Here is a 15,561-nt window from a genome sequence, read left to right as displayed (position 1 = left end):
GCAACCATGCCCCTCCATCGTCACGCACCGGGACGATCCCGTGCGGGCGGCCTACGCAGGGCCGCGCGTGGGTTGGTCGTCCTCGTCGCTGCCGCTGCCGTCGGTGCCGGCCTGCTCGCCGCCCCCGCGTACGCCGCTCCCTCGGTCGAGGAGATCGAGGCGCAGATCGACAAGCAGTGGCAGAAGCTGGAACCCACAATCGAGCAGTACAACAAGGTGCGCGCTCAGCTGAAGGTCAACCGGCAGAAGGCGAAGAGCCTGGAGAAGAAGATCCAGCCGCTGGCTCTGGAGACCGAGCTGGCGATGAACCGGGTGGCCGACCTCGCCTCCCGCTACTACATCACCGGCCCCTCCCAGGAGATCGGCGTCGTGCTGCTCAACTCGAAGCCCGACGAGATCGGTGAGCAGATGGCCCTGCTCGACCGGCTCGCTTCGCAGGAGCGCCGCGAGCTCGAGGGCGTCATGAAGATCCGCAAGAAGTACGACGACCAGAAGGCCAAGCTCGACGGTCTGATCGCCGACCAGGAGGCGAAGGAAAAGCAGCTGGCGGCGAAGAAGAAGCAGATCGACGCCGAGATCAAGCGGCTGGAGAAGTCGCTGCCGGTGACCGTGGTGAAGACGACCAACTGCCCGACCATCAAGGACGTGGTAAGCGCGGCTGCCCGCACCGCCATCAAGACGGCCTGCGCACAGGTCGGCAAGCCGTACGTCTGGGGTGCCACCGGGCCGAACTCGTTCGACTGCTCCGGGCTGACCCAGTACGCCTACAAGGCCGCCGGCATCTACCTGACCCACTTCACGGGCGCCCAGTGGAACGAGGGCAAGGCCGTCTCCCGGTCCGATGCCCGCCCAGGTGACCTGGTCTTCTTCCGCAGCGACGTGAGTCACGTCGGCATCTACCTGGGTAACAACCAGATGGTGCACGCGGCTCGGGCCGGTAAGCCGGTGAACGTCTCGCCGATCACGACAATGCCGGTCGCCGGCTTCCGCCGACCCGGCTGAGTCACCACAAGCGTCCGCTGAGCGGACGCGCAGGAACGCCCGAAGGCCCCCGGTCAAGTTGACGGGGGCCTTCGCCATTGTCGGATGTCAGCACCCACAGTGATGGTGCGGTTGTGTTGCGTATCGACGCCGATCGTCCCTACGCTGGGCAATCGTCGGCCCGCTGACAGCTCCGCCCACCCGGGCGGTAACGGTCCGACACCGCCGAGTCGCTCACGAGCGAGCCGGGTGCCCAGGTGCCCGGGGTGAATCCGCGAGTCGTCGCGGTAGGGCGTCCCCTCCCGCCCGAACCCGTCAGCCGAGAGAGACCGGCAACAGGCAGGTGGAGCGGGCCACACCGCACACACCACTCCTGTTGCCCGTCCCTCCAGCCCGGTAGGCGGTCCGGAGAGAGGGAGTACTGAGCCCGGTGGCACACCATGCCCCGCGGCCACCGTCACCGCGGCCGGGGATGCCCGGCCGACCGACGGGCGCGCCGCGCTTCCGCTGGTACCGCTGCATACCTGCCGCCCTGACCGCGACCGCCGTGCTGCTCACCGGCAGCGTGGCGGCGGCCTGGGCCGACCCGACGGTCGCCGACATCGAGCGCCGCATCGACGAGGACTGGAACCGGCTCGAACCCGTCATCGAACAGCACAACGCCACTCGGCAGGATCTGGCCGGCAAGCGGCGGGAGGCGGATGCGCTGGCCGCCCGGATCACCCCGTTGCAACGCCAGGTGGACGAGGCGTTGGACCGGGTGGGCAAGCTCGCGGCCAGCGCGTACAAGGGTGAGCAGGTGCGGGCGGTCAACACGCTGCTCGGCAGCCGGTCGCCGAGCGAGGTCGTCGAGCAACTCGGCCTGCTCGACCGTTACGCCCGGTTCCAGCAGCGGGACGTACGGCACGCGAGCGACCTGCGCGACGAACTCTTCGCCGCCAAGGCCGGGCTGGACCGCACCATCGGCCAGCTCACCCGCACCGAGGCCGAGCTCGCGGAGAAGCGCCGTCAGATCGACGCCGAGATAGACAGGTTGCAGCGGCTCCGGCTCCGGGCGTACGGCAGCGGGGGTGGTGGGTCGCTGCGGCCGGCCCCCTGCCCGGCCAGCTATCCCGGCGGACCGGCCGGTGAGGCTGTCACCTTTGCCTGCGCCCAGATCGGCAAGCCGTACTCCTGGGGCGCCGAGGGGCCGAACGCGTACGACTGTTCCGGGCTGATGCTGGCCGCGTGGTCGCGGGCGGGTGTCTCGCTACCGCACAACGCGGCGCGGCAGCGTCGGGTCACCGCGTCGGTGAGCCGCAGCGCGCTGCGCCCAGGTGACCTCGTCTTCTACTACCGGGATCTGCACCACGTCGGCATGTACGTCGGCGGCGGCTGGGTGGTGCACGCCTCCCGGGCGGGTCAGCCGGTCAAGATGAAGCGGATCGACAGCAGCCCGGTGCACAGCTTCGGCCGGCCCGGCTAGCGCTGTGTCAGGTGCGGTGGCTGTTCGGCCACCGCACCGAGCCCGATCTCCGTTGCCCTCCGCGATGTCAGCGGGTGGGCCAGGTGCGCCAGCTCTGCCAGGCGCGGCTCGGCGTCGGGCCGCGCTGACCCTGGTAGCGGGAGCCGTAGACGGCCGATCCGTACGGGTGCTCGGCCGGCGAGGAGAGCCGGAAGATGCAGAGCTGGCCGATCTTCATGCCCGGCCAGAGGGTGATCGGCAGGTTGGCCACGTTGGACAGCTCCAGGGTGACGTGACCGGAGAAGCCGGGGTCGATGAACCCGGCGGTGGAGTGGGTGAGCAGGCCGAGTCGTCCCAGGCTGGACTTGCCTTCCAGCCGGCCGGCGAGTTGGTCGCCCAGCGAGATGACCTCAAGCGTGGAGGCGAGCACGAACTCGCCCGGGTGCAGCACGAAGGCCTGGCCGTCGGGCACCTCCACGGCCGACGTGAGGTCGTCCTGCCGGGTGGCCGGGTCGATGTGGGTGTAAAGGTGGTTGTTGAAGACCCGGAACAGTTTGTCCAGACGTACGTCGATGCTGGAGGGCTGCACCAGGGTGGGCTCGAAGGGATCGAGCGCCAGGGTGCCCGCCTTGATCTCGGAGACCAGGTCGCGGTCGGAGAGCAGCATCGCCACACCATAGCTGCCGGTTTGTGACAGGCGTGTCGGGCTACCCGCTTCGAACGTGTGTTCGATAGGATGTCAGCATGGCTTCCTGGTCCGAATTCGCCGCTGACGAGCCTCGACTCGCCGACGGGATCCGCCTTCTCATGCAGCAGTACGGCCCGGGCTTCGGCTACCTGGCCACGGTCCGCGCCGACGGCGGGCCCCGGGTGCACCCGGTCTCCCCGGTGATCACCGACGACGGTCTCTACTGCTTCGTGATCGACTCACCGAAGCGGCGCGACCTGGAACGCGACGGCCGTTACGCGCTGCACTCCTTCCCGCCGGAGGAGACTGACGACGAGGCCTACGTCGCCGGGCGGGCCCGCCCCGTGACGGACGACGCCACAGTCGCCCGGCTGGCGTTGGCGGCCCGGGCCGCGCCGCACGCCGACTGGTGTCTCTTCGAGTTCACCGTCGACGTCGCGATGCTGGCCCGACGCGAGCAGTCGGTCGCCGGGCCGAGCGAGCTGGCGTCCCGGCCGGCCGTGCAGGTCTGGCTCGATCCGGCCGCCGCGACACCTCAGGCCACCCGCCCGCTGCCGGCCCGCGCCGGGCGGCATCACCGCCGCGCCGCCTGAGCTCGGACGCACAGGTGCCGGCTCCGTCCCACGGAGCCGGCACCGGCGGTACGCGTCAGCGCGAACGCACTATGCCGCGCGGTAGGCGTTCCAGGCGTTGATCATGCGGGTGGCCTGGCCTGCGGTGAACTGGTACATGCAGCCGTCGTACGAGTAGTCCATGAAGTTGGTGATCGGGTCCAGGCCCGAGCTGGAGCAGGTGTCCCGGCCGGTCGGGCAGCCGCTGGCCGGTGAGGCCTCGGCGGGGGTGTCCCCGACCTGGTCGCCGCTGCCCGAGCAGCCGCCCTGGAAGGTGTGGTACAGGTTCAGCCAGTGGCCGACCTCGTGGGTACCGGTGTCGCCCTGGTTGTAGTTGGTGGCGGTGCCGCCGGGCAGCGATTCGCTGAGCACGACCACGCCGTCCATCACGTTCAGGCTGTTCTGCGGGAAGGTCGCCCAGCCGAGCAGGTTGTTGCTGAGCGCGCCGAGGTAGATGTTCAGCGTCGACTTGTTGCCCTGTCGCAGCTGGGTCTTCATCTGCCGCTCGGCCGTCGAGCCCTGCCGGATCGGGTACCACGACGAGTTCGTCACCCGGTTGATGCTCTGCAACTGGAACGCGAAGGCGGTGGCGGCGCCACCCGTCGCGCCGCTGAACGACTGGTTCAGCACGTTGATCTGCGACTGGATCATCGAGTCGGGGATGTTCCCGCCGGCCCGGGTCGTGTCCCGGCGGATCACGTGCACCACCACCGGGATGGTGACCGAGGCCGCCGCTGCCTGGGTGGTCAGCGTACGCTGACCGACTCGCTTGGCTCGCTCCTGCAGGATGTCGGCGAACTCCGCCTCACGCTGGTGCACCTGGGCGAGGGTCAGCTGGTTCGGATCGTGCTCGACGGCACTGCCACCCTTGGCCCGGGCCAGGGTGCCCGTCGGATCCGCACACACCTCGTCGGCGGTGACGGCGGCCGCCACGGGGCTCGCGGTCGTGGTGGCGGCCGGCAGTAGGCCGACCGTGGCCACGCCGAGCACCAGGGCGAATGACGTCGATGCGATGCCGGCCATGCGCCGGTTCAGCAGGACGGGACGCAGTCCCATAAGCCCACCTCTTTCTGGCGACGCGACCGGGGGTTGTGTCGCGCCGTGCGGAAAACGTGGGGCAGACGTTACAACCCATAGACAGATTTGAACATGGCCATATGTTGCGGCGATGAAACTTCTTGCCGGTCCGCCCGCCCTCGCCCGGAGCCCAAGATCCGCGCAGTTTCGGGGATGTTGCTGCCTCCGGCCCGGCGCGACGCAGCAACTTCGGGGATCCTGCTGTCTCGGACCGACCGCGACGCGCAGCGCGCGGGGGTGGAGCCCTGGATGCATCAGCGTGGGTGGCTCGGGTAGAGTGATTTCGCCTGCGGGTGTAGTTCAATGGCAGAACATCAGCTTCCCAAGCTGACAGTGCGGGTTCGATTCCCGTCACCCGCTCGGATCCGAAGGCCCTGGTCAGGACACATGTCCACCGGGGCCTTCGACGTTCGGCCGCCCCGAGCGCCGCGCGGCCCATTCGGAGGCGCCGCCGGTGCCGTTCATGATCGGCGGTCATGTTGCCCACCGGCATCCCGTTCTCCTGGCCCACGTCGGCCGGTGGTCTGGCGTCGGATTGGCGCCGAACCGGCGAAGAGAACCAACTGTCCACTTTGACCCTTGGGGTCATGTGCCGGGCCCGCCGTTTCTAGGCTCTCCAGCGAGGAACGCCTATTCCCTGGAGAAAGAGGCATCCATGACCATGCGGACAAGCAGGACCATCGCGGCGACGCTCCTCGCGGGCGTCGTCACCGCGACCGGCCTGCTCACGGGGGCGACCGCAGCCCAGGCGGAGCCGGTGACCGCCGGCACCTTCACGATGACCGGTGATCCTGGCGATTACATCACCGGAGGCGCCACCTACAGCTACGACGCCGGCGCCGGCGACCAGCTGTCGATCCGCGCCGACGACCAGCTTCGCGGCGTCTACCTGTCGATCAACGGCAGGAACGGTGACTGGTGGTCGATGGACCTGAAGGCACCGGCCGGGCAGCAGCTCGCCGTCGGCAGTTACCCCGACGCCACCCGCGCGCCGTTCAGCGGCGCGGGTGCCGGCATCGACATCAGCGGCAACGGCCGGGGCTGCAACACGATCACGGGATCGTTCGTGGTCGCCGATGTGGCCTTCGGCCCGCACGGCTACGTGGAGCGCCTCGACGCCACCTTCGAGCAGCACTGCGAGGGCGGCACCCCGGCCCTGCGCGGGCGGGTGGTGATCGGCAATCCGCCGCCGCCGGCCCCGCTGGAGTTCACCGTCACGCCGGCTGCGGACGGGGTCTTCAGCAAGTTGAACGGCAAGGCCACGGTGAGCGGCACGGTGGTCTGCAACGCGGACACGACTGTGCAGCTCAGCGGTCTGGTGACGCAGGTCAAGAACAAGGTCATCATCCGTGGCCCGTTCAGTGGCCGGGTCGACTGCGTAAGCGGTGAGACGGCGCAGTGGTCCGCCACGGCGGACCCGACCGGCACCACCCCGTTCCAGCGGGGGAAGGTCGAGGTCACCGGCAACGCCTGGGCGAACGACCCGAACTACCCGGGTGAGACCGTGCAGGTGGAGATCCCGGCGACCACTGTGCAGCTGACCCGGGCACCGGCGGCGGTCGAAGCCCTCATGTGAGCGCGTCGGGCGTGACACGCCCGCTGATGCACCACGGGCCCGGTCCGAGGGACGACACCTCGGGCCGGGCTCCCTGTCGACCGCGGCCCCCGTACGCTGGTGATCATGAGGATTGGCATCGTGGTCCTGCCTGACCAGCGTTGGTCGGTGGCACAGCACCGGTGGCAGCGGGTCGACGGGTGGGGTTTCGACCACGCCTGGACGTATGACCATCTGGGCTGGCGTGATCTCGTGGACGGCCCCTGGTTCGACTCGATGACGACGTTGACCGCCGCCGCGACGGTGACCTCCCGGATCCGCCTCGGCACCCTCGTCGCCTCGCCCAACTTCCGGCATCCGGCAGCCTTCGCCCGGCAGGTGACCGCGCTGGATGACATCTCCGACGGGCGGGCGCTGCTCGGCCTCGGCGCGGGCGGCATCGGGTTCGACGCCACGGTCCTCGGCGGTGAGACACTGCCGCCACGGCAGCGGGTGGACCGGTTCGCCGAGTTCACCGAGTTACTCGACGCCATCCTGCGGCAGGACGGCACCACCTGGCGCGGCGAATGGTTCGCGGCGGTCGACGCACGGAACAATCCGGGCTGCGTGCAGGAACCTCGGGTGCCGTTCGTGGTGGCCGCCAACGGACCCCGGTCGATGGGGATCGCGGCCCGCTTCGGGCAGGGCTGGGTGACCACCGGGCCCGCCGTCGATGAGCTGAACGACTGGTGGACCGGGGTGGCCGAGCTGACCACCCGGCTCGACGCGACGCTGGCAGCGCAGGGGCGTGACCCGGCCAGCCTGGACCGCTACCTTTCGCTGGACTCGGCTCCCGTCTTCTCGTTGAGCAGCGCGCAGTTCTTCGCCGATCAGGTGGAGCGGGCGGCGAAGCTCGGATTCACCGACGTGATCACGCACTGGCCGCGGGAGAGCAGCTGGTACGCCGGTGACGAGGCGGTCCTGGCGGAGGTTGCCACCCGTCTGCTGCCCGAGTTGCGCGGCTGACCCTGCGACAGCCAGCCGGCCCACGGTCTGTCGGGGCCGCCGGCCGGCCGGATCGGCTCAGGTGCCCAGGTCGCCGGTGATGACGCCGCCGACCCCGGCGGACACCAGGCGGAAGCGTACGCAGGCGATCTCGCTGTCGTCGGTGACCGGGGTGCCGACGCGAGCCCAATAGGCGGCGTGGCCGGCCCGCCACTCCTCGATCGAGCGGTCGCCCTCGCCCTCGGCACGGGCGAAGTCCCACGGCACCTCGGCGAACCGGGTCACCTCGATGCCGGTCACCTCAACGACGCCCACCAGCGCGTCCGCGTCGTCGACGAGGGCCAGCCGCTCGCCGACGTGCTCAAATTCCTCGCCCTCCTCGGCGTACTCGGTGAGCAGGCCGGCGGTGGCGGTCTTCACGCCGGCCAGCACGAGGGTGTTCAGGCGTGTGCGTAGCTCACCGGGAGTGCCGAGGGCTAGCGCGCGGAGTCCGCCGATCCGTGGCCACATTCTGCCGAGGCTACCGCCCGCTCGCGGGCATGAGGCGAGGCTTCAGCCGTCCCGGCGGGGACTGAATGGGGGTACGGTCGATGGCCGACGACAAGGAGATGTCCATGGCGGACCGACGTGCGGTGCTCATCCCGGGACGCGGGTACGACACCCGGTACCCCCTCTTTCTCTACCTGGGCGAGGCGCTGCGCCGGGTCGGCTTCGGGCTGCACGGGATCTCCTGGCAGGTGCCGGAACACTTCGACATCGACACCATCGGCAGGTGGGTGTGTGACCAGGTCGCCCCGACCCTGAACGAGCGGACGGATCTGCTGGTCGGCAAGTCGCTCGGCACCCTCGCCGCACCGCTCGCGGCCGGCCGGGGACTGCCTGCCGTCTGGCTCACCCCGCTGCTGCACCGGGGCGACGTGGTGGACGCGCTGCGCGGGGCCACCGCGCCGTTCATCCTGGTCGGTGGTACGGCCGACTCGTCCTGGGACGGCGGAGTCGCCCGGCGGCTCACCCCGCACGTGTTGGAGATCCCCGGCGCCGACCACGCGCTGATGGTCCCCGGCCCGCTGGCCCGCTCCGCCGAGGCACTCGGCCAGGTCTGCACCGTCGTCGAAGACTTCGTCCGCTGACCCCCAACCCCCTTCCTCCCCGTTGACCATGAAGTTGTAGTCGCGACCCGCCGATGTGCGCGACAACAACTCCATGATCAACGGGGTGAGTCGGGGAGGTCGGGGTTGGTGAGGAGGGCTGTGATGCGTAGGTCGGTGGCCGCCGGTGGCGGGCAGGTGGAGATCACGGCGGCGGTGCCTACCGGTTCGGCTCCTCGGGCGGCGCAGATCTCGTAGAGGGCGCGTACCTGGGCGGCGGTGTCCACCCAGTCGTCCACCACCAGCACCCGGTCACCTGGACCCAGGTGCCGGTCCCGCACCGCGAGGTCGACCCGTCGGCCGCGGAAGTCGGGAGGGCTCTGTGCCCAGGTCAGCGAGCCAGCGGGCAGCCGCCCGTCACCCGGCTTGTGCGCTGCCACGAATCCCACGCCGAGGGCGGTGGCCGCCAGGGGACCGAGGAGGAACCCGGTGACCGCCGGAGACACCACCACCGTGGGCCGGGCCGCCCGGAACGGCGCGACAAGCGCGGGCCCCAGTGCGGCGAGCGTGGCCGGATCCCGCCACCACCCGGAGGTGTCGCTGACCAGGTGGCTGGCACCCGGTCCGGGGTCGACCCAGCCGAACAGCTCGACAAGGCGTTCTTTCAGCTCAGCGGGCATGTCACCATCCTGCGCCAGGCGGTTGCCGGGCACCGGCCCGCCCGGCCCACCACGGATCGGATGATCGGCTTCACGTATCACCGCAATTACGGGCATAGCAACATGATCACGTTGACTTCGGAAGTGCTTCTCTCGTTATGGTCCGACCCGGTTTGACCCGCTGAGAAAGGACCGGGCCGGTGACTGGTAAGCACTCCCGTACCCGCAGGATCACCTCGCCGGCCGGTCTCACGGCCAGCGCCGTGCTGGCTGTCGCGCTGGCCGTCGGCGGCACCGTCGGCGCTGTCCGGTTGACTGCCGAGGCGGAGCCGGTCCGACCGGCCGCGATCGACCTGTCGCCCTCCACCGAGACGAGCGCCCCCGAGACCAGCTCGCCGAGCGCGTCGCCGAGCGCCAGCGCCAGTGCCGCACCGAGTCCGACGGCGAGTCCGACGCCGAGCCGCACCGCGCAGGCGCCGTCGCGGAGCAAGCAGCGTACGGCCCGCCCGACGCCGAAGCCGACGGCAAAGAAGACGACGGCCCGTCCGGTGGTCGACACCGGCTCCTGCGGTGCCTCCTTCTACTGGCAGGGCCAGATGACCGCCAACGGCGAGACGTTCAACCCCGAGGGGTTGACGGCCGCCCACAAGACCCTGCCCTTCGACACCAAGGTGCGGGTGACCAACCCGGCCAACGGCAAGTCGGTGACCGTCCGGATCAACGACCGTGGTCCGTTCATCGAGGGCCGTTGCCTGGACCTGGCGCGGGGCGCGTTCGCCGAGATCGCGTCGCTCGACCTCGGTCACATCGAGGTCCGCTACGAGGTGCTCGGCTGAGGCGGTGGACCGCCGCGATCGGCTCCGGCGCTGGATCCTCACGGCCAGAACCATCTCGTTTGAGGGGCCAGGCTCATTCTTTCGCTCACGTACATCGGGCATGCTGTCGGATGTACGTACGCAACTCCTCCAGCCGGGCCGCGGCCCGCTGAGCCCCGGATCCCGCGCCGGCCTCGGCGCGGCCTTCGTCCTGCTCGCAATCGTCTCGGCGGTCGAGCTGGCGGACGGGCGTACGGCGAACTACATCGCGCTGATGGTTGCCGCACCGTTCCTGGCCGCCGCCCTCGCCTCGTGGCGGATCGTGCTCGGCGTCGGTGCTGCCGCCACCGTGCTGGGGGCGACCTTCGCCCTGGCCGAACGGACGGTCTCGCTGTCCACGGCCCTCGCCGTGGCGGGCATCGCGTTGGGCACCGGCATCGCGGGTGCGGTGGCGGCGGTACGGCAGCGGCAGGCGGAGCAGATCGCCGAGTTGTCGAAGCTGGCCACGGTGGCTCAGCAGGCGGTGCTGCGTCCGCTCGGCCCTCGGTTGGGCGCCCTCTCGGTGGCCGGCAGGTACATATCGTCGACAGCCACGGCAGAGATCGGCGGCGACCTCTACGAGGCGATCGAGACTCCGTACGGCGTCCGGATGATCATCGGTGACGTACGCGGGAAGGGCCTGGAGGCGGTGCGGCTGGCGAGCATCGTGCTCGGCTCGTACCGGCACGTGGCGTACGAGCGGGCCGATCTGCGGGCCGTGGTGACGGATCTGGACCGGGCGGTGGCGCGCAACGTGGGCGACGAGGACTTCGTCACCGCCGCGCTGGTCGAGGAACGCGGTGGCACGCTGACCATCGTCAACTGCGGGCATCCCGCGCCGCTGCTGCTGCGTCGTGGCGCGGTGATCTCGCTTGAACCGCCGGCACCGGCGCCTCCGCTGGGCTTCATGCCCGTGGTCAGGCCACGGGTGGAACGGCTGGAGCCGGGCGACCGGTTACTGCTGTTCACCGACGGGCTGGGCGAGGCGCGTCGGGACGGTGAGTTCTTCCCCACCGCGGACCGGGCCTGGCGGTTGCTCGGCCACGGCACGGTAGGTGATGGCCTCGCCTCGTTGGAGACCGCCCTCGTCGAGTGGGTGCACGGCCGCCTCGACGACGACATCGCGCTGGTGCTGATGGAGTACACGGGCTCACCTGGCGACGCGTCGGCGGCGGTGCCGAGCTGGGAGGTCGGCGCGGCCGAGGGGTGAAAGGCCCTGCGTGGCGGGTCGGGACCGGCGGTCACGGGGTGGCGGGAACCTGAACGGCAGGTGTGTAATGCCTGTCACTGTCGGAACCGGGTTGTCGCTGCCTACCCGCGAGTAATAGAGTCGGGGTTACTGATCGGTAACACCTGTCCGGAAGCGGGGCCAGCGACATGACCCACTACAAGAGCAACCTTCGGGACCTCGAATTCAACCTGTTCGAGGTGTTCGGAGCGGACCGGGCGTTCGGCCAGGAGCCGTACTCCGACCTCGACGTCGACACCGCGCGGAGCTTCCTCGCCGAGGTCGACCGGCTGGCTCGGCAGGACCTGGCCGCCAGTTACCAGGACAGCGACCGCAACCCGCCGGTCTTCGACCCGACCACGCACGCCGCGCCGCTGCCGGAGTCGTTCAAGAAGTCGTACCGGGCCTTCATGGAGTCCGAGTTCTGGCGCCTGGACCTGCCGTCGGACCTGGACGGCACCAACGCCCCCCGGGCGCTGTGGTGGGCGCTCGCCGAGCTGGTGCTCGGCTCGAACGCGCCGATCTGGATGTACGCCTCCGGCCCCTCCTTCGCGCACGTGCTGCACGTCGAGGGCACCGAGCAGCAGAAGAAGTGGGCCAAGCTCTTCATCGACAAGCAGTGGGGCTCCACAATGGTGCTCACCGAGCCGGACGCCGGCTCGGACGTGGGCGCCGGCCGGGCCCGTGCCATCCCCCAGCCGGACGGCTCGTGGCACATCGAGGGCGTCAAGCGTTTCATCACCTCCGGTGAGCACGACCTGAGCGACAACATCGTCCACTACGTCCTGGCCCGTCCGGTCGGTGTGGAGGGTGTGGGTGGCCCCGGCACCAAGGGCCTGTCGCTGTTCGTCGTCCCGAAGTACCACTTCGACGAGACCACCGGCGAACTGGGCGAGCGCAACGGCGTGTACGCCACAAACGTCGAGCACAAGATGGGCCTCAAGGTCTCCAACACCTGCGAGCTGACCTTCGGCGAGCACGGCGTACCGGCCAGGGGTTGGCTGATGGGCGACAAGCACGACGGCATCCGCCAGATGTTCATGATCATTGAGTATGCCCGGATGCTTGTCGGTACCAAGGCCATCGCCACCCTGTCCACCGGCTACCTCAACGCGCTGGAGTACGCCAAGAACCGGGTGCAGGGCGCCGACCTGGTCCAGTCGACCGACAAGACCGCCCCGCGGGTCACCATCACCCACCACCCGGACGTCCGGCGTTCGCTGCTGCTCCAGAAGTCGTACGCCGAGGGCCTGCGGGCGCTGGTCTGCTACACCGCCAGCTGGCAGGACAAGGTCGCCATCGCCGAGGCGGCCGGTGACGAGAAGGCCATCAAGCTGGCCAAGCGGGTGAACGATCTGCTGCTGCCGCTGGTGAAGGGCGTCGGCTCGGAGCGGGCGTACGAGCTGCTCGGGCACGAGTCGTTGCAGATCTTCGGTGGCTCCGGCTTCCTCCAGGACTACCCGCTGGAGCAGTACGTCCGGGACGCCAAGATCGACACGCTGTACGAGGGCACCACCGCGATCCAGAGCCTCGACCTGATCTTCCGGAAGATCGTCCGCGACAACGGCAAGGCACTGATGGCCGTGGCCGGCGAGATCCAGGAGTTCATCGCCACCGAGGCGGGCAACGGCCAGCTCAAGGAGGAGCGTCAGGCGCTCGGCAAGGCGCTTGCCGAGATCCAGAACATCCTCGGCGTGATGACCGGCTGGTTGGGTGAGGCGCAGGGTGGGGACACCCGGGCGCTGTACAAGGTCGGGCTCGGCAGCCGGCGGTTCCTGCTGGCGCTCGGCGACCTGGTCGTCGGCTGGCTGCTGCAGAAGCAGGCCGACGTGGCGCTGAAGGCGCTCGCCGGTGAGGTGACGGCGACGGACAAGGCGTTCTACACCGGAAAGGTGGCCGCTGCCCGGTTCTTCGCCCGCGAGGTGCTGCCCCGCATCGGCGCCGACCGCCGCATCATCGAAGGCACCGACCTGGACATCATGGACCTCCCAGAAGAGGCCTTCTAAACCCCACCCCCACCCCCACCCCCCACCCCGCCTCGTTGATCATGAGGTTAGCGGCGGTTAAGAGATCAACATCGCCGCTAACCTCATGATCAACACCTGTCTGTGGGGGGTGCGGGGGTGGGTGGGGTAAGTGGGGGGTGGGTGGGTATGCGGTGCGGACCAGTCCGAGTACGCCCAGAGCAACCGCACGGGGGAGTGCCGCGCACATGGGCATTGGTAGTGGGATCTTCCTGATCGCGATCGGCGCGATCCTGACCTTCGCCATCCGGGCCAACGTGTGGTGGATCGACTTGCGGGCGGTCGGTTGGGTCTTCATCCTGGCCGGGCTGGCCGTGCTGCTCACCACGCTCTGGTTCTGGCAGGACCGCCGGAAGCGGGCCCGGACCCTGATCGTGGAGGAGAACCGGCTCTCGCACCCGACCGCGATGATGCCGCCACCCCCCGATCCACCGCCGCCGACCGCGCCACCGAGCTGAGCGAAGCGCCCACACCGCACGCCGGTATAGGCCCTGTGTCGAAGTCCCTGGCCGGCCTGCGGCGGGCCCAGGCGACGACCGGCCGCGTTAGGGATTGGTCCGGATACAACACCGGTATCCGGACCAATCCCCGCCTTGCCGGACCGCCGCCTGGACTCCGCCTCGGCTCGACCGAGGACTTCGACACAGGGCCTAACCGCGTGCGGTGTGCCGGGTCGCTATCCCGGCCGTACCGCGGCCCAGTTCGGCCCACGGCGCGGCCGTCCGGTGCACCACCAGACCGCCGGTACGCAGTCCTTCCGGGTCCGCCCGGACCGGATCGAGTAGTTCGGACAGCAGCGAGATGCCGGGGTTGTGGGCGATCAGCAGGACCGTCGCCGTGGTCGGCTGCACCTGCCGGATCAGGTGCAGCAGGTCCTCGGGATGAGCCTCGTAGGCGTCCGGTTCGTAGCTGACCGCCGGAGCCGGACCTGCGGGGCCACTCTCCGGTGGTGAACCGGTGATCCCCAACTGCACGGCGTGCCACGTCTGTCTGGTGCGTACCGCCGCCGAGCAGAGCACCACGTCCGGCAGCAGCCCGTGCCGGGCCAGCCATGCCCCTGCCGCCGCCGCGTCGGCACGACCGCGGGTGGCCAGTGGGCGTTCGACGTCCGGACGGTCCGAGGTGGGCTGTTCGGCCTTGGCATGTCGCAGCAGCACAAGTGTCCGCTCGTGGTGCGGGCTGTCCGTCATGTCTCCAGCTTGCCCGATTGGCGATCTCCCTGCCGGGGTAAGTCGGTCGGTGCCGCAACCTCATCCGTGGCCGCGGCGGAGTGGAATGCCAGCTTCGATAGCCAAGGAGACGACGAGATGGGCATCGGTGGCAGTATTTTCCTGATCGCGCTGGGTGCGATCTTCGCGTTCGCCGTGGAGGCGGACCTGGGCTGGCTCAACCTTAGCGTCGTCGGCTGGGTGCTGATGCTCGCCGGTGTCGCCGGGCTGATCGTGACCCTCTACTTCTGGAACTCGCGCCGGCGTACCGTCGTCGCAGCACCGGTGCGCGAGGAGCGGGTGGTGGCCGAACACGCCGTGCCGGTCCAGCAGGACCGGGTGGTCCAGGAGTACCGCGAGGTGCGCCGGCCCGGCCCCACGATCTGACCCTGATCCCGGTGGGGGTGGTGAGCGACGAGGCTCACCACCCCCACTGTCGTCGTACAGGGTCAGGCGAAAAGTGCAAAGTAGATGGCGATGTGGTGGCAGATCGCGGCGACAAGCGTGCAGGCGTGGAAGAACTCGTGGTGGCCGAAGACGGTGGGCCACGGGTTGGGGCGGCGCAACGCGTAGAAGACCGCGCCCACGGTGTAGATCCCGCCGCCCACGGCGAGCAGCACCAGGGCCGTGACTCCACCCTGGTGGAGGATGTCGGGCAGCATCGCCACGGACACCCAGCCCAGCGCGAGGTACAGCGGCGCGGAGATCCAACGGTTGGCGTGCGGCCAGATCAGTTTGAGCGCCACGCCGCCCAGGGCCCCGCCCCAGACGATCGACAGCATCATGATGGCGGCCCGGGCCTCCAGCAACAGCAGGCAGAACGGTGTGTACGTGCCAGCGATGAACAGGAAGATCATCGAGTGGTCCATCCGGCGCATGACCGCGTAGCCGCGCGTTGACCAGACCCGACGGTGGTACAGCGCGCTGGTGCCGAAGAGACCGCAGACGGTGAAGCTGTAGACGGCGGAGCTGACCAGGGGGGTCCAGCCCGGACGGGTGGCGGCTATCGAGCAGAGCACGATGCCGCAGACCAGGGCGACGAAGAACGCGTACGTGTGCAGCCAGCCGCGCATCCGGGGTTTCCCGATGTCGACCGGCTTGAGCCGGGGGCGTGCTGAGGTGGTCACGTCCTTAGGTTACGGCAGCGTAGGTTACTTTCG

17 protein-coding genes, 1 tRNA gene and 1 riboswitch are annotated in these 15,561 nt (G+C 69.6%); of the genes, 12 read left to right on the top strand and 6 right to left on the bottom strand.

Translation table 11 applies throughout. The annotated features are described in order from the left end of the window. Window positions 1–6 precede the first annotated feature (6 nt). Window positions 7–1,002 carry a C40 family peptidase gene (locus Van01_RS09215; protein WP_204003838.1) on the top strand — a complete coding sequence of 332 codons (996 nt, stop codon included), beginning with the start codon at window positions 7–9 and terminating at the stop codon, window positions 1,000–1,002. 233 nt (window positions 1,003–1,235) lie between these two features. After that, a riboswitch (cyclic di-AMP (ydaO/yuaA leader) is annotated at window positions 1,236–1,301 on the top strand. Between the two features lie 152 nt (window positions 1,302–1,453). Continuing rightward, window positions 1,454–2,446, top strand: coding sequence for an NlpC/P60 family protein (locus tag Van01_RS09210; RefSeq protein WP_204003833.1), 993 nt, complete (start codon window positions 1,454–1,456; stop codon window positions 2,444–2,446). 67 nt (window positions 2,447–2,513) lie between these two features. Here the strand turns inward: Van01_RS09210 and dcd are convergent, their stop codons facing one another. Further along, a complete protein-coding gene (gene dcd, locus Van01_RS09205; RefSeq protein ID WP_099852533.1) occupies window positions 2,514–3,092 on the bottom strand; it encodes a dCTP deaminase in 579 nt (192 codons plus the stop codon). A gap of 77 nt (window positions 3,093–3,169) precedes the next feature. On the opposite strand from dcd, the gene Van01_RS09200 reads away from it, so the two are divergent. Beyond that, complete coding sequence (locus tag Van01_RS09200; protein WP_204003821.1) at window positions 3,170–3,706, top strand: pyridoxamine 5'-phosphate oxidase family protein; 537 nt, start codon at window positions 3,170–3,172, stop codon at window positions 3,704–3,706. Between the two features lie 69 nt (window positions 3,707–3,775). Here the strand turns inward: Van01_RS09200 and Van01_RS09195 are convergent, their stop codons facing one another. Further along, window positions 3,776–4,780, bottom strand: a complete 1,005-nt coding sequence (locus Van01_RS09195; protein WP_204003805.1) for a zinc metalloprotease — start codon at window positions 4,778–4,780, stop codon at window positions 3,776–3,778. 310 nt (window positions 4,781–5,090) lie between these two features. Between Van01_RS09195 and Van01_RS09190 the strand changes: the two genes are divergently transcribed. From Van01_RS09190 to Van01_RS09180, 3 genes are all read left to right on the top strand, one after another. Beyond that, window positions 5,091–5,161: transfer RNA gene (locus Van01_RS09190), tRNA-Gly, on the top strand. 295 nt (window positions 5,162–5,456) lie between these two features. Next, a complete protein-coding gene (locus Van01_RS09185; RefSeq protein WP_204003803.1) occupies window positions 5,457–6,377 on the top strand; it encodes an SH3 domain-containing protein in 921 nt (306 codons plus the stop codon). A gap of 105 nt (window positions 6,378–6,482) precedes the next feature. After that, window positions 6,483–7,361: an LLM class flavin-dependent oxidoreductase gene (locus tag Van01_RS09180; protein ID WP_204003799.1), complete on the top strand. Its 879-nt coding sequence runs from the start codon at window positions 6,483–6,485 to the stop codon at window positions 7,359–7,361. A 57-nt stretch (window positions 7,362–7,418) separates the two neighbouring features. Here the strand turns inward: Van01_RS09180 and Van01_RS09175 are convergent, their stop codons facing one another. Continuing rightward, a complete protein-coding gene (locus Van01_RS09175; protein ID WP_204003796.1) occupies window positions 7,419–7,850 on the bottom strand; it encodes an ASCH domain-containing protein in 432 nt (143 codons plus the stop codon). 104 nt (window positions 7,851–7,954) lie between these two features. On the opposite strand from Van01_RS09175, the gene Van01_RS09170 reads away from it, so the two are divergent. After that, window positions 7,955–8,470: an alpha/beta fold hydrolase gene (locus Van01_RS09170; RefSeq protein ID WP_204003783.1), complete on the top strand. Its 516-nt coding sequence runs from the start codon at window positions 7,955–7,957 to the stop codon at window positions 8,468–8,470. A 77-nt stretch (window positions 8,471–8,547) separates the two neighbouring features. Here the strand turns inward: Van01_RS09170 and Van01_RS09165 are convergent, their stop codons facing one another. Further along, window positions 8,548–9,108 (bottom strand): phosphoribosyltransferase family protein, encoded by a 561-nt coding sequence (locus Van01_RS09165; RefSeq protein WP_204003780.1) that lies wholly within the window; start codon window positions 9,106–9,108, stop codon window positions 8,548–8,550. Between the two features lie 179 nt (window positions 9,109–9,287). Here Van01_RS09165 and Van01_RS09160 point away from each other — a divergent pair, with 179 nt between their 5' ends. The 4 genes from Van01_RS09160 (at window position 9,288) to Van01_RS09145 (ending at window position 13,651) form a co-directional block, all read left to right on the top strand. Further along, window positions 9,288–9,923 carry a septal ring lytic transglycosylase RlpA family protein gene (locus Van01_RS09160; RefSeq protein ID WP_204003777.1) on the top strand — a complete coding sequence of 212 codons (636 nt, stop codon included), beginning with the start codon at window positions 9,288–9,290 and terminating at the stop codon, window positions 9,921–9,923. A 100-nt stretch (window positions 9,924–10,023) separates the two neighbouring features. After that, entirely contained in the window at window positions 10,024–11,151 is a 1,128-nt protein-coding gene (locus Van01_RS09155) for a PP2C family protein-serine/threonine phosphatase (protein ID WP_204003769.1), read from the top strand. A gap of 167 nt (window positions 11,152–11,318) precedes the next feature. Then, entirely contained in the window at window positions 11,319–13,175 is a 1,857-nt protein-coding gene (locus Van01_RS09150) for an acyl-CoA dehydrogenase (RefSeq protein ID WP_204003754.1), read from the top strand. A gap of 206 nt (window positions 13,176–13,381) precedes the next feature. Continuing rightward, window positions 13,382–13,651 (top strand): DUF6458 family protein, encoded by a 270-nt coding sequence (locus tag Van01_RS09145; RefSeq protein ID WP_088996804.1) that lies wholly within the window; start codon window positions 13,382–13,384, stop codon window positions 13,649–13,651. A 192-nt stretch (window positions 13,652–13,843) separates the two neighbouring features. Here the strand turns inward: Van01_RS09145 and Van01_RS09140 are convergent, their stop codons facing one another. Further along, on the bottom strand, window positions 13,844–14,383 hold the full coding sequence (locus Van01_RS09140) for a SixA phosphatase family protein (RefSeq protein WP_204003751.1): 540 nt from the start codon (window positions 14,381–14,383) through the stop codon (window positions 13,844–13,846). A gap of 117 nt (window positions 14,384–14,500) precedes the next feature. On the opposite strand from Van01_RS09140, the gene Van01_RS09135 reads away from it, so the two are divergent. Continuing rightward, window positions 14,501–14,788 (top strand): DUF6458 family protein, encoded by a 288-nt coding sequence (locus tag Van01_RS09135; RefSeq protein WP_204003748.1) that lies wholly within the window; start codon window positions 14,501–14,503, stop codon window positions 14,786–14,788. Window positions 14,789–14,850: 62 nt separating this feature from the next. On the opposite strand, the gene trhA is transcribed toward Van01_RS09135, so the two are convergent. Beyond that, entirely contained in the window at window positions 14,851–15,528 is a 678-nt protein-coding gene (trhA, locus tag Van01_RS09130) for a PAQR family membrane homeostasis protein TrhA (protein ID WP_204003745.1), read from the bottom strand. Window positions 15,529–15,561 lie beyond the last annotated feature (33 nt).

The organism is Micromonospora andamanensis (assembly GCF_016863495.1).
GTDB classification, from domain to species: Bacteria; Actinomycetota; Actinomycetes; order Mycobacteriales; family Micromonosporaceae; genus Micromonospora; species Micromonospora andamanensis.
This window is presented reverse-complemented; position numbering and strand designations above follow the sequence as displayed.